General features: G+C 57.8%; 11 protein-coding genes. 2 read left to right on the top strand and 9 right to left on the bottom strand.

Going from position 1 to position 13,004, the window contains the following annotated elements; all coding sequences use genetic code 11:
• Nucleotides 1-203: 203 nt before the first annotated feature.
• Together Q8Q08_04605 and Q8Q08_04610 are read right to left on the bottom strand one after the other, a co-directional pair.
• Nucleotides 204-1,559: a CPBP family glutamic-type intramembrane protease gene (locus Q8Q08_04605; protein ID MDP2653293.1), complete on the bottom strand. Its 1,356-nt coding sequence runs from the start codon at nt 1,557-1,559 to the stop codon at nt 204-206.
• A gap of 38 nt (nt 1,560-1,597) precedes the next feature.
• Entirely contained in the window at nt 1,598-2,587 is a 990-nt protein-coding gene (locus Q8Q08_04610; GenBank protein MDP2653294.1) for an RsmB/NOP family class I SAM-dependent RNA methyltransferase, read from the bottom strand.
• A 158-nt stretch (nt 2,588-2,745) separates the two neighbouring features.
• Here Q8Q08_04610 and Q8Q08_04615 point away from each other — a divergent pair, with 158 nt between their 5' ends.
• A complete protein-coding gene (locus Q8Q08_04615) occupies nt 2,746-4,584 on the top strand; it encodes a hypothetical protein (protein ID MDP2653295.1) in 1,839 nt (612 codons plus the stop codon).
• A gap of 43 nt (nt 4,585-4,627) precedes the next feature.
• Here the strand turns inward: Q8Q08_04615 and Q8Q08_04620 are convergent, their stop codons facing one another.
• From Q8Q08_04620 to Q8Q08_04640, 5 genes are all read right to left on the bottom strand, one after another.
• A complete protein-coding gene (locus tag Q8Q08_04620; protein ID MDP2653296.1) occupies nt 4,628-5,140 on the bottom strand; it encodes a hypothetical protein in 513 nt (170 codons plus the stop codon).
• A gap of 12 nt (nt 5,141-5,152) precedes the next feature.
• On the bottom strand, nt 5,153-6,832 hold the full coding sequence (locus Q8Q08_04625) for a hypothetical protein (protein MDP2653297.1): 1,680 nt from the start codon (nt 6,830-6,832) through the stop codon (nt 5,153-5,155).
• A gap of 91 nt (nt 6,833-6,923) precedes the next feature.
• On the bottom strand, nt 6,924-8,351 hold the full coding sequence (locus tag Q8Q08_04630; protein MDP2653298.1) for a hypothetical protein: 1,428 nt from the start codon (nt 8,349-8,351) through the stop codon (nt 6,924-6,926).
• Nucleotides 8,352-8,394: 43 nt separating this feature from the next.
• Nucleotides 8,395-8,580, bottom strand: coding sequence for a hypothetical protein (locus Q8Q08_04635; GenBank protein MDP2653299.1), 186 nt, complete (start codon nt 8,578-8,580; stop codon nt 8,395-8,397).
• Nucleotides 8,577-9,008: a glycine zipper domain-containing protein gene (locus Q8Q08_04640; GenBank protein MDP2653300.1), complete on the bottom strand. Its 432-nt coding sequence runs from the start codon at nt 9,006-9,008 to the stop codon at nt 8,577-8,579. The genes Q8Q08_04635 and Q8Q08_04640 overlap by 4 nt, the downstream gene beginning before the upstream one ends.
• 343 nt (nt 9,009-9,351) lie before the next feature.
• On the opposite strand from Q8Q08_04640, the gene Q8Q08_04645 reads away from it, so the two are divergent.
• The gene (locus tag Q8Q08_04645; protein MDP2653301.1) at nt 9,352-10,077 is read left to right on the top strand and encodes an HAD-IA family hydrolase; all 726 of its coding nucleotides are present in this window, start codon (nt 9,352-9,354) and stop codon (nt 10,075-10,077) included.
• A gap of 27 nt (nt 10,078-10,104) precedes the next feature.
• Here Q8Q08_04645 and Q8Q08_04650 read toward each other — a convergent pair whose 3' ends face one another.
• Nucleotides 10,105-11,577: an RNB domain-containing ribonuclease gene (locus tag Q8Q08_04650; GenBank protein ID MDP2653302.1), complete on the bottom strand. Its 1,473-nt coding sequence runs from the start codon at nt 11,575-11,577 to the stop codon at nt 10,105-10,107.
• A gap of 445 nt (nt 11,578-12,022) precedes the next feature.
• On the bottom strand, nt 12,023-12,997 hold the full coding sequence (locus Q8Q08_04655; GenBank protein MDP2653303.1) for a hypothetical protein: 975 nt from the start codon (nt 12,995-12,997) through the stop codon (nt 12,023-12,025).
• Nucleotides 12,998-13,004: the final 7 nt, after the last annotated feature.

The following is a 13,004-nucleotide window of genomic DNA, read 5'->3' on the forward strand; positions in this document are numbered from 1 at the left end:
CGGGGCAAGACAGCCGGGATTAATTCCTGCCGGCAGGCAGGCGCCCAGCAAACTTACGTCGTCCCTACGGGACTCCGTAAGTTTGGGGCTCATTAAAAAAGCCGGAATCAGTAAACTGATCCCGGCAGAAGAAAAACAGGGGAAACGACAAATGGCTGGGGTAGCCGACAACATTTGAATTATAACATATCTCATCCGTCTCTTCAACCCCCCGGCTCAACCGGCTGCCGCGCGGCCCGGAACTTTTCAAGCTGTTTTCGGGCGTATTCGTCGTCGGGATAATCCGCGGCCAGCTCCTCGCCGAGCATCACCGCCTCTTCGGTCCTTCCCATTTTGTAAAGCACTTCCGCCTTGGTGTCCCGGTAGGCGTACTTGCGGGGAGAACCGGCCAGGGCCAGGTCGATCAACCGCAGGGCCTCGTCAAGATTCCGCCCCTCTTCCGCGTACAGCCAGGCGAGATCATTGCAAGAATCGGCGTGGCCGGGTTGCCTGCGGAGGCTCTCAGTCAGCAGGCCCTCCTTCTCGGCGGAGGTGAGCTGCGGAAAGCGGGTCTGGTATTGATAATACGTCGGGTTGGAAACGATCAGTGTCAGGACGGGGATCAGCGTCATCATGCCGTTATAAAAATAGTGCGCGACCGTGCTCGCGAGCGTTGTCCCGGCCCAGACCCTCAACAGCGCCAGGATCACCCCCAGCACCCCGACCATGAAGATGGCGAACCAGTCGCCCCAGTATTGCTCGACGTGCAAAAGGGCAAAGACCGCCGAAACGATCCCCACGGCCAGGGCCGTTCCCCGGTACTGCCGGATCACGTAAAAAAAGTACCCGCGGAAGATCACTTCCTCGGCGAACGGCGCGATGAAGACCGCCATCACCAGGAACAGGTAGAAAATCCCGGCGGACGGGGCGGCCTCGATGGCCTTGTTCAGGGGCGTCTGCGGCTGCATGTCGCGGGCCAGGATCCAGACCGACGTCAGGACCGCGAACCCGGTGCCGGCCAGCGCCGGAAGAACGAGGATCTTTTTCCAGGACGCGTCCCCCTTGCGCAGCGCGGTGATCTGGGTGAACGACACGCCGGGATAGCGGCGCGCGCGCAGGGCGATCAGCCCGATGATCCCCGCGAACGACAGGACGGCCGTGACCACCATCTCGGCCAGTTCCGACGGCGGGCCAGGCAGAACCGCTTTCGCCGCCTGAAGAAGCATGACGAGGGCCACCATCCCCGACATCCACAAATACAGAACGGTGAAGCCGTCCGACGCCATCCGCAGATCCAGGGGCATGGACGCGAGCAGCCCCGGCGCGCGTCTCAGCGCCAGCTTGAACATCACGCGGTAGATCAGATACGGAATAAAAATGAAAAACAGAAAAATCCCCAGGGCGTTTTGGGCCATTCCGGTCACCAGGGTCAGGACAACAAGGAAAAAGACATACGCGGCCCCGTACCGCATCGGCAGGGCGCAGAACCTCCGAAGGATTTCCGGAGACTGCTTCCACAGCAGGGACACGTCGCAATACAGCAAAACCGCCAGCACCGCCGCAATCACGCCATTGGACATCGCCGCCCCTTTCTTCAAGCTTTCCGAGGAGGATCAAATCACAAACTTTGAAATTTCGCGATGAAAAACCCGTCCCTGTTTTCCGACGGCAAAACACGGCGACACCGGGACACGCGCGGGTCGAAGTCCCTGGTCTCCCATTGCGTCAGCGCCGGATAAGTCAGGGTTCCCTCAAAGTCGATGTCGAGCAACGCGAGCCGGCCTTCGGTCTTGCGCAAAAGCCAGTCCACCACGCCCTCGTTCTCTTCCGGCGCGAAGGTGCAGGTCGAATAGACCATGACCCCGCCGGGCTTGAGCAGCCGGGACGCGCTCAAAACGATCCCCCGCTGTTTGCGGACCATTTCTTTGATCTTGCGCGCGCTCCAGTATCCGAAACTGTCCGGATCTCCGGCGCAAAACCGGCCTTCGCTGCTGCAGGGTGCGTCCACGAGGATTTTGTCAAATCCCTGCGAATCCCGGAACCGCCTTGCGTCCATCACGCGGAACTCGATGTTGCCCGCGCCCAGCAGCGCGGACACGGCTTTCAGTTTATAAAACCGCGGCCGGACCGCCTCCAGGGCCGTGATGGTCCCCTCGTTCTTCATCAAAGCCGCCATCTGGGTGGTCTTGCTGCCCGGCGCGGCGCACATGTCCAGGACCCTGTCCCCGGGCTGAGGGTCCAGGGCCAGCACCGGCAGCATGCTGGAAAGGCCCTGGATGTAAATCAGCCCATCCTTCACAAGCCCGCTCTGGCTCAGGTCCCGGGCTGTGGTCCCGCGCAAAACCAAAGCCCCGGGGACTCCCGGGATGTCCTCAAAACGGACGCCATCCTGCTCAAGCCGCGCGCAAACGGTGTCGCGGTCTGTTTTGATCGTGTTGATCCGCACGCAAACCGGCTTTTCACGGCTGAAGCTTGCCAGCACGCCTTCCAGCAAACCGCCCGGAATAATCGTCGGGAGCCGCTCCATAAACAGGGGCGGAAGCCCAGGACTCCCTGCTATTTGCGCTATTTTTGGTTGCGCCAAAATGACGTCCCCCCCTGAATTCATATTTTTTACGATTATGGCAGTAACGATTCGTATAATATCAGAATTATTTATTTTATGTCTCTTTTTCTTGCTTTTAACCCAAATAGAGTTCCCGAAGTATTTCTTGACCCGGAGGGGAATATAGATTATTATTATGAGGCTGGTTCAGCCGGCGCATTATGAAAAAACTGCATACCTTTCACATTCCGGTCATGGGGACCGGATTTTCTATCGATACCCCCCTGAAGGTTGCCAAATACGGCATCTCCTCTGTTGTTTCCCTGGTTGACGACATCCTGATCGAGGACATGCGGAAGTATTACAGCAAGCTGACCGGGGAGGAGTATGTCCCCATCACCAAAGACGAGCCAGATTACCGCGCGAGGCGCATCACCGCCTACCTGAACCTGATGGACCGGATCGTCAAAAAGCAGTTTGAAGAGCTGAAACAGTCCGCGTTCGAGATCGGCAGCGAGATCACAAAATATTTTCAACTCTTGCCAGAGACCTCCCCGCTTAAAGAGCTCTACCGGCGGATGCTCCACACCGCCGACCCCGCAGAAAAAGAATACCTGCAAAAGACCCTGCGCGAATCCATTGAGCCGGGCGCGATCAACGTCAACATCATGACCAAGCTCGACCGCCTCAATTACGACAAAGACGGGAAAGAACTCCCCCGCGAATTTTCCGACGCCCTGGCGGCCCTGCGAGGGTTCGCCATGAGCACGCTCAACTCGGCCATTGTTTTTTCCGCTGGCATCAACCGCCAGCTCTACAGCTATGTCGAGGAGTTCAAGGATTTTTACGCCGACGCCTCCGGCTTCATCAAAAAAAGGGTCATCCTGAAAGTCAGCGATTTCCGCTCGTCCATCATCCAGGGAAAATTTTTCGCCAAAAAGGGTATCTGGATCTCGGAGTTCCGTGTCGAGTCCGGCCTCAACTGCGGCGGGCACGCCTTTGCCACGGACGGATATCTGATGGGCCCTATCCTCGAGGAATTCCGCGCCAAAAAGCAGGAGCTGATCGACACCCTGCACACGATGTGCAACGACGCGCTCAAGTCCAAAAACAAGATTCTCCTGGAAAAAGCGCCCCAGATGAAGATCACGGCCCAGGGCGGGATCGGGACCGTCAAAGAGGACAAATTTCTGCAGGATTACTACAATCTGGACGCCACCGGCTGGGCGTCGCCGTTTTTGCTGGTCCCCGAGGTCACCAACGTGGATGAAGACACCCTGAATAAACTGGCCGGGGCCACCGAAGACGATCTGTATTTAAGCGGCGTTTCCCCTCTGGGCGTGCCGTTCAACAATCTCCGGAGTTCCAGCAGCGACCTGGCGCGAGACATCCGCGTCCTCCAAAGCCGTCCGGGCAGCGCCTGTCCCAAGGGATATCTCGTGTCCAACACCGAATTCACGCCCCAGCCGATCTGTACCGCCTCACGGCAGTATCAAAAGTTGAAGATCGACGAACTCAATCGCCAAAATTTGAGCTCCCTGGAGTACCAGGAACAGTTCCGGAAAATCGTCCAAAAATCCTGCATCTGCAACGATCTGTCCGAAGGCGCGATGATCAAATACGCGCTCGGCAAGAACCCCGCCCTCCAGCGTCACACCGCGGTCTGCCCAGGGCCGAACATCGCGTATTTCTCAAAGATCTGCACCCTGCAGGACATGGTGGACCACATCTACGGCCGGACCAACCTCCTGAATACCGCCGAACGTCCCAACATGTTCATCAAAGAGATAAAGATGTACATGGATTATTTCGGCAAGGAAACCCAAAAAGTCCTCGGCGATCCCACGGGACAACAGATCCAATACTGGAACACGTTCCGGAAGAATCTTCTGGAAGGCATCGAATATTACAAGACTCTTTTCCCGAAGATGCTCGAGGAAACCTCGGAATTCCGCGACAAATGCCTGTGCGAACTCGAAGATTTCCGCAAACAGCTCCTGGCTTTCTCGGTCTTTCACCCCGCCCTCTTCCCTGAAGCCCTTCAGCCGGCCGCCGCCTAAAAGAATTCCCCCAGGCCTGACCCGGCAGCCCCTACGGCCACACTCAATTTTTCATGGATAATTCGCGCAGGACCACAGGTCTGCGCAATTTGTACAACAGATAGGAGAAGACCGCGACCGGGACCAGGGCGACAGCTCCCAGGTCCAGCACGGAGAAGAATGACGACGCCAAAAGCGCGGTCAGGACGGCGTGGGCCAGGTGGTAAGCCCAGACGCGCCCGGCGTTGAGATAGACCCCGCTCACGACAAGCGCGAAGGAAATGAACGCGATGAGAAAAACCGTGTAACCATCGGGCTGGACCAACAGGATATCATACCCCCTCCGGGCCTTCATATACTGCAGGACAGGGATCGAAAAGAAATAGATCGAAAGGATGACATAATATCCCAACAGTCCAACGGCCCGGACCTCATCGGCGATCAGCGGGAGGTCGCTGAAAGGCGCTCCCTTCATCTGCCTGTGCCGCCGATGGACAAGGGGGAACACCATCGCAAACGGGACGACGTTGATCAGCAGAAATCGAAAAAGCAAGTTCCAAGCGGTGAGGTCTGTCATGGGAATTGAAATTCAAAATTTGAACGGCGGCGGTTCGACTCCCTCCATGTACTCCAGAACGAAAAGTCGTTCCGGCGCCACCACCGCCACGGGAAAATCGGCAAAAGCGGCGTCGTGAAAGCCCAGCAAGGTCGGTGCGGTGCGGTCCACCGTCGCCGACATCTCCAGGAGCTTCCGGTCCTTGGCGCGCAGGGTGTCCCAGGGCCGTTTCCCGAAGTCCGGCGCGGTGCAACGCAGGACCGAAAGGCATGTGAGCGCGAGGGCAAGAACAAGCCCCGACCGCATCAGCCGCGTGAGCATCTCCCCGCGCGACAAAACAGTCAGGATCATCAGCAGGACAGGGATATAAAGGAACCTGCTCTGATGAGACCCGAGCCACCACGTCGCCCAGTAAGCGACCGCTAAAAGCGGCAATATCAAGAATTCCTTCCTCCTCCACGCATCGGCGAGGACGTAAAAGAAGGGCAGCAAACAGAGCAGATATACAAGTCCGAGGGGATAATCGTAGCGGTTGTTCACGCCGTTTTCCGGGACCGCCACCAGCCAGAGATGGCGCAGGAATTCCTTTGGAGAGCGGCCGGAACCATACATGTCCCTGACAGCCATCAGCGGGCCGGCCTTCCCCGTGATGGACGTCCAACCCAAAGAATTTTGATCGATGTTTTTATTGACGATCCATCGGCCCGCCGCAAGGGGATAAACCGGCGTCCCGGAATAATACAGCGATTTCGCCAGGAACGGCCCGGCGATAAAAATGCTCAGCAACACCGACATCAGCGCCACCCGCTTTGCGTCCGGCCAGCGTTCCCCTGGCCCTTCCCCTTCTGGCGGCACCGACAACCACGCGAACTTGAGAGGGCGCTTCCCTCCCAGGGACATCACCGCCGCAAACGCGATCATCAGGACCGCGCTGATCACCAAAAAGGCCGGGATAAAAGGCTTGGACCATATAAAAAATGTCAACTCCAGGGCACAAAGCCATTTCCGGCCGTGCAAAAAACTGTCCCACGCGGCAAAAAAAAGATACACAATGACGAGATCCAGCATGGCGGTGCCGGCCTGGATGCCGACGTTGTGGCTTCCGGCCACGGCACAGGCGATCCAGAACGCAGGAGATAACCTCCCTCTGGTGAAACGCCCCGATAGCCGGGCCATGACCGCTATCATGCCGATCAAAAACCAGAATTGAGGAATTTTGTTGGGAGTGGGCGTGCTCAGCCAGAATGGCGCCAGGGCGAAATCCAGCGGCAGGAGGAACAGGTCTGTGACCGACCAGGGGAGGAACTCAAAAGATCCGTAAATCAAATGTTGCCGCGGAACGGTGATGTGATAATTGAGGGCATCACCTTCCTGGGGAAGATGCGGAGGCAGGAGCGAGGCATAAAACGCGCAGGCCAAAAGGACAAAGAGGATCATTCCGGCGGTGAGAACCAGCGTCCTGCGCGGCAGCGGCATCCGCAGAATTTCAGCACGGCTTTCGAGGACAACATCTTTCAACCCCGGCCACGCGCCTTTCAGGACAATCAGAAGAACCACGGCAAACACAATCCACCCCAGGGGCGATGTGATCCCGCGGCGCGACCCCAGCCAGAACAATTCCAGCCAATAGGCGGGATAGCCGATGACCAGAAAAAACGTCGGAAGATGCCAGAACGTCAGGGCGTTCTGTTGATGAACACGATGGTCCGCCATAGGATATAAAGGACTGTTATGGCCAGGCAATAAACATCCACCCAGAGACATGTCTGGGAGCCTGGTTTCGGTGATGGGCTGTCGGGAAAATTCATGGCCGGTGGATGGTCCCCTCATGCAGATCGCGGTGGCCGGCGATCCGTTCCAGGATCATATCGTAGGTCTTTCCCCAAGGATAGTCGGCATTGCACGCCTGCTGGTGCCAGGACACGGCCACGTGCGCGGACCGGCATTCCTCCAGTTGATCGATGAGGCGCAGGGCCCGGTCCTCAAATGGCACGTTCTCAGCGCCTGGCGGCTGATAGATGTTGAAATCCATGATGACCTGGGGGATCTCCCAAAAATCGAACGGCCGCTGGTTCTGATGGTCGTAAGGACGGTAAAGACTGGCGCAGCCGCTGCGGAACCCCACCCGGACGTTCCACCCCAGAGTCGAATCAAATTTGAGATAGCGGTTATGAATGGGCGGGGTTTTGTTCTCGTCGTAGCGCAGCCAGCGTTGCCGCCCCTTGGTGACCGGGCTTCCAAGGACGTTCTCCAGCAACTCCTTTTCCCGGCGGAATAGATCGCCATCGACCGCGGATAAAAAACTCCCCTGGATCCCCACCTCAAACCCGTCCCTGACCAATTGGCGGAGCTTCTGCTGGAGCGGAAGGTTCCGGGCCAGGTCATACGTCGGGTCGGTGACCCACGTCAGCGGCGTTTTGGGGAGGACCCTGGCGTGGATGTAAAAAACCGACCGGTAATCGAATTTTTTCTCGACCTCCTCCCAATGTTCAAAGCACCAGTAGGACGGCCGCTGAAACAAAAACCGCGCGGCATGGCCTGCGGCCCGGACGGCACCCCTCCCTTTTCTCAAAAAACGAAAAAAGTCATAAGCATTCAAGGCCGTCTGCTTCACCATGAGCGTGAAATCCTTGGCAAGATAATCCACATCGTGCGAAAGCTCGATCCTCGGTTTGGGGACCGGTTTGAAACGCAAAGCCGGGAAATGCTTCCGCAGGGCGGCCTCCAGCTCATTGAAAAGAAAATTGACGATCGGCACGGCCAGGGACGCCTTGTCTTCGCGCGGATGCAGGACGCCATGGCTGAGCGCGCTCTTCCTCCGACGGAGGAGCAGGGCCTCTTCCAGCCTGGAGAGAAAAACAAAGGCGTTCCAGAACAGATCGTAAGGCAGGGTGAATTTTTCGTCCGTAGTCGTGGTGTTGTCGACGGCGTAAATTTTCTCTCCATGGATAGATTCGATGCGGTTTTTCGGAAGGATATGCGAGCGGTTGATCAACGCCAGGTCCCCGCCCTGATAATACTTGGTGTAATAGATCACGGGCTGCTGCCTGCCCCTGTCTTTCTCATGGATGTCGGAAATCCGCCACTCCGCCTCCAGCCCCTGGATGCGGTTGAACTCTTCAAGGATGTAGCGAAGCCAGCGCTGATCTTCCAGATCGGTGATCAGGTGGATCACCGCCGGGACGGCTGCGGCGGCGTTCTCGGGCTGGACTCGAACGGACGGAAGGATCACGGTCTCTTCTTTCCGCCGTGCCCTCGGGTCAAACGGGGCGCCATCAAGGGGACGACTCCTCTTTCTCGATCTCCCGGGCCTTGAAAAGGAACGCGCCCTTCACGCGGTCAGGGGAATAGCCGATCTTGACCAAAACTTTTTCCATAAGGTCCATGGCGTCGCAGATGTCATTGGCGTCCTCCTGTTCCATGACCGCCCGGTGCCCCCCATGCTCGACGGTGATCTTCATGGCCGCCGTTTCAGCATGTGGTCAATGACCCGCTCGCTGACCTTGTTGTCTTTCAAATACGCGATCAAATCCGACGTCATTTCATACCGGGAGTTGGTCCGGTCGATCTCGCTGATGATCTCGCTGTCCGGGACCCCGGTTTTGGCCATTTCCGCGATCTGCACGACCGTCAGGTGGCGAGGATTGTCGGTCGAGGCCCTGGGTTCCTTGTCCATCTGGTGGCCGATAACGCCGCCGACAACCCCTCCGGCGGCCGCCCCGATCAGGGCCCCCTCCACATCATGGCCGTCCTGATGGCCCACGATGCCGCCGAGAACCGCACCTCCCGCGGCCCCGATCCCGGCCCCTTTGGCCGTATTGTTGTTCAGACTTTCACAGCCGGCCGAGGCCAAGACAAAAATGAGGCAAAAAATAAAATTTTTCATCATCTCGTCCTCCTCAATGAGCGATTGAGTTACGGAGTCCTGCTGCCCCTTGCGCCTTGGCGGGGCAAGAAGCAGGACGACGTCAAATCAACCTGCGCGAACCCGTTCACTTCGCTCAGGGTGGTTTGGCCAGATGGGTCAAACCATTGATCCCAATTCGGCTGCGACCCAGCAGCGCAAATCGGGACGCATCAAGAGCCCCCAGGCTTCCTTTTGACAAAAATGCCAAATCAGGACCGGGATAAACCTCTCCCCCGGTAGCGGCAATTTTACCACGTTTACCTTTCCAAGACGACGGGATTGTGATAAATTAATAGAGAGATTGGGGGAGGTTCCGACTGGCCTTATGAACAGACAACCCGTATTCATCTTCGACTTCGACGGCACGATCGCTGACACGCACCACTATATCGTTCAGATCAGCAACCGGCTCGCCGCGGAATTCAAATATAAGCCTATCCTGCCGCACGAGGTGGAACTCCTCAAGGACAAGACGTCCCAGGAAGTCATCCGCCACCTCAACGTGCCTGTCCTGAAGATCCCGGCGATCCTCGCCAGAGCCAAAAAAGAATTTTACGCGGGAATCGGGACCCTGAAACCGATCCAGGGGCTCAAGGAAACCATTCACCGGCTGAAACGGGAAGGGGTACGGATGGGCATCCTGTCATCGAACGCCGCGGAGAACGTCAAAAAATTCCTGTCCAACCATGCCCTGACCGACTCGTTTGAGTTCATCGACACGACATCCAAGGTCTGGTCCAAGAACACGTCGTTCAAGAAACTCATCGCGCGCCGCGGCTTCACGATAGAGCAGCTTCTCTACATCGGGGATGAGACCCGGGACATCGTGGCGGCCCAGGCCTTGGGGATCCATGTCGCAGCCGTGACTTGGGGCTACAATTCCATGAGAACCCTGCGCGACCATAACCCCGACTACATCATCCACACGCCGCAAGACCTTTACGAGCTCTGCACCCGCACCGCGCACAGCGCCCAAATGGGCGAAGAGTTTCTCTTCCCCAATCCCCTGCAGTTCGATCTGGGCGATAATTTCATCCCCGGTATTTCCTGAGCCCGCAGCGAAATTTAAGCCTTAAAATCAAACCGTCACGCCTTCAAAATCGATGTAGCCCTTCTCCGGCTCCATGGCGATCAGCTTCACCCGGACGCTCTGGCCGATCTCCATGCCTTTCTCGTTGCGCATGACCCGGCCTTCCACCGGCGGGGACAGCAGGCGCACGTATGTGCCTTTGTCGGACGCGCCGGTCACGAGCGCGTCGAACTCCTGGCCGATCTTGCCGCGCAGGAGCATGGCGCCGGCCACCTTGCGCATGAAGCGCTCGACTTTTTTGGACGACTTGTCGCGGTCCGTGCACCAGCCGGCGATCTCGGCGAGCTCCGTCTTCGTGTAGGGCATGTTCTCCCCGGAGAGCACGGCCTTGATGAGCCGCTGGACGATCAAATCCACATAACGGCGGTTGGGCGCGGTCGAATGGGTGTAGTCATGGACCGCGAGCCCGAAGTGGCCTTCCTTGGGACGTCCGGGTTCGGCCATCACATATTCGCCCGCGCCGATGAGCTTGACGATCGTCAGCGACAGGTCAGGGAAATGCTTCAGATCCGCGTGCCTCTGCCGGGCCAGGAAATCCGAAAGGGCCTTGGAATCGGGGTCCGCCGGCAGCTCTTCCCCCAGTTCCAGCGCGATCTGGCGGATCCTCGGCCATCGCTCGGGCGTGCGCACGATGCGCTGGATATACGGACAATCATGTTTCTCCAGAAAACGGACCATCGTGCTATTGGCCGCCACCATAAAATTCTCGACAATCAGCCGCGCGGGATTCTTCTTTTTCAGTACCAGGTCCGCGACCTCGTCCCCTTTCATCACCGGGGTCACCTCGATGGTCTCCAATTCCAGGGCCCCGTTTCCCATCCGGAATTCGTGCAGGCGCTGCGAGGCCTCGTCCTGCAAAAGGAGCTGTTCCTCCAGCCCCGGGATGCTTTTCGCCAATTCCGGGACCGGCCCGGCCCCCTCCAGCCATTCTCCGACGGATTCATAAACCAATTTGGCTTTATTGCTCACGCGGGCCTGGAACACGTCGCCGGAACGGACACTGCCGTCCTTGAGGACAAAGTATTCGACGATGACGGCGAAACGTTCGCCGTCGGGGACCAGGGACGACAGGTCCGCCGAAAGCCGGTCCGGCAGCATGGGGAAGACCTCAACCCCCGTATAAACCGACGTGCCGTTGTATCGGGCATGGTCATCGGTCTTGCAGCCCTTGGGCACGTAACCGTCCACGTCCGCGATGGCGACCATCACGCGGATCTCGCGGTTTTGGCGGCGCTCGCAAAATTCCAGCTGGTCCAGGTCCTTGGAATCCACATTGTCGATGGAGGACCACAAAAGGTCCCTCAAGTCCCTCACCTTTCCGTTGGGAACGGCCTCCGGATCCTTTTCTTTAAGATCGGCCACCTCATGGGCCACCGGCGCCGGGAACTCTGACCAGAAACCGTACTCGGCCATGGCACGGCGCGCAACAACCCGAAGATCGATGAACGAAGAAAAATTCATAGAAACCCACCCTTCATTGTGTGCGGTTAGAAGACAAAAATCTCAGGGGAAAAAATGGGCGGGGCATGACGAACGCAGATCCGCAAGAAGCACAACTGACGCGAGGAGGAATGCACAAAATTATCCTAACAAGAGCGCCAACAGCTGTCCAGACGTTTTCAGTGAAACTCCGCAGGTCAATTCTTTCCCATCCCTGCGGGGTGGAATCCCGCCGGTTCCCCATCCCCGGGCTGAGCCCGGGGTGCTTCTGGGGAGGCGGGATAAAAAACCCGGCGCAAGGCCGGGTTTTTTATATCTTCTGCAAATAAAACGTCTATGGCTCCTGCCCCCCCTCGCCCTTTAAAACGGGATGACCGCATCTTCTGGAGGGATCAGTGCGAGCCATGCTCCACGGAGGAATGAAGCCTTCCCCGGATACCCCGCGCCGCGGGAGCGGTGGATGGCTTCATTTCAATCTTTCCGTAATGCGATAGAGCACCCCGCCGGCGACCTCCGGTTTGGGGATCATGAACTTTCGGGCCGAGACTTTGATGGTACTGCCTTTGGCGGACTTTTCGACGGCGATGGCCACGTCGGCCCCGTCTATCTTAACTTTGATGACTCCCTTGGCCCGGTCCTCGCTCTTGAGCTCCCCTGTTTCCTTGACCACGGCCAGGGCCGTGTCGTAAGCCTTATCGAACCCCTGGCTGACGTCGGCGGTGCTGTCATCGTTGCCGAGCAGCATACCGGCGACACCGGCGGGAAGGAACCCCACGCCGAGGATCGCGGCCGCGCCGTAGATCTTCGCCCCCTGGATGGCGGTCGGACTCATCGCCTGGACCATGATAAGCGTCGCCATCTGCTCGGCGCTGGTGATGTTCTTAAAAACTTTGTCCTTCATGCCGACGTCAAACACCTCGATCTTGGGCTCAGTCCCTTTGGTGTAATCCTTGAAGATCACACGGCCGACAGTGAGCCGCATCTCGTCGATCTGCATGACCATGTCCCCGGCCGGCTTTTTCTTGTCTTTCGACTCTCCCTTCTTTTGATCTTTCGCCTGGACCTGCGCCACTTTCAGGGAATCCACGTTGAGACTGCCGTCCTTATTCTTGATCACCGTCATTTCTTTGACGTTCACGATGATCAGCGGCGTATGGAGTTTTCTCCGGAGAAGGGCCGGGAGGTCATAATCCACGCCGATTTCCGGGATGTCGATGAGCGGCTCATCCGGGAACCCCGGGGGATTGTAAAGCAGGATATTTTTGATCCGGACCTTCTGGGTCAACAGATTCAAGGAAAAATGCCCCACCCGGAGCGGCGCCCCGACCACGGAGGAACCGATTGAGGTGATGGCGGACTTGATCAGGAAATCCTTGATCACGGCCAGCCCCAACAGAACGGCCAGGACAACGGCAAAAATTTTCAACCAGCGATTTTTCATCTCAGCC

The organism is Candidatus Omnitrophota bacterium, from assembly GCA_030688425.1.
In the GTDB taxonomy this organism is placed as follows: domain Bacteria; phylum Omnitrophota; class Gorgyraeia; order Zapsychrales; family JANLHA01; genus JAUYIB01.

Coding starts and splice junctions, on each gene's coding strand:
- Q8Q08_04640 (MDP2653300.1), bottom strand. CDS start 9,008: ATGATGAAAAATTTTATTTTTTGCCTCATTTTTGTCTTGGCCTCGGCC.
- Q8Q08_04645 (MDP2653301.1), top strand. CDS start 9,352: ATGAACAGACAACCCGTATTCATCTTCGACTTCGACGGCACGATCGCT.
- Q8Q08_04650 (MDP2653302.1), bottom strand. CDS start 11,577: ATGAATTTTTCTTCGTTCATCGATCTTCGGGTTGTTGCGCGCCGTGCC.
- Q8Q08_04615 (MDP2653295.1), top strand. CDS start 2,746: ATGAAAAAACTGCATACCTTTCACATTCCGGTCATGGGGACCGGATTT.
- Q8Q08_04655 (MDP2653303.1), bottom strand. CDS start 12,997: ATGAAAAATCGCTGGTTGAAAATTTTTGCCGTTGTCCTGGCCGTTCTG.
- Q8Q08_04625 (MDP2653297.1), bottom strand. CDS start 6,832: ATGGCGGACCATCGTGTTCATCAACAGAACGCCCTGACGTTCTGGCAT.
- Q8Q08_04635 (MDP2653299.1), bottom strand. CDS start 8,580: ATGAAGATCACCGTCGAGCATGGGGGGCACCGGGCGGTCATGGAACAG.
- Q8Q08_04610 (MDP2653294.1), bottom strand. CDS start 2,587: ATGAATTCAGGGGGGGACGTCATTTTGGCGCAACCAAAAATAGCGCAA.
- Q8Q08_04620 (MDP2653296.1), bottom strand. CDS start 5,140: ATGACAGACCTCACCGCTTGGAACTTGCTTTTTCGATTTCTGCTGATC.
- Q8Q08_04605 (MDP2653293.1), bottom strand. CDS start 1,559: ATGTCCAATGGCGTGATTGCGGCGGTGCTGGCGGTTTTGCTGTATTGC.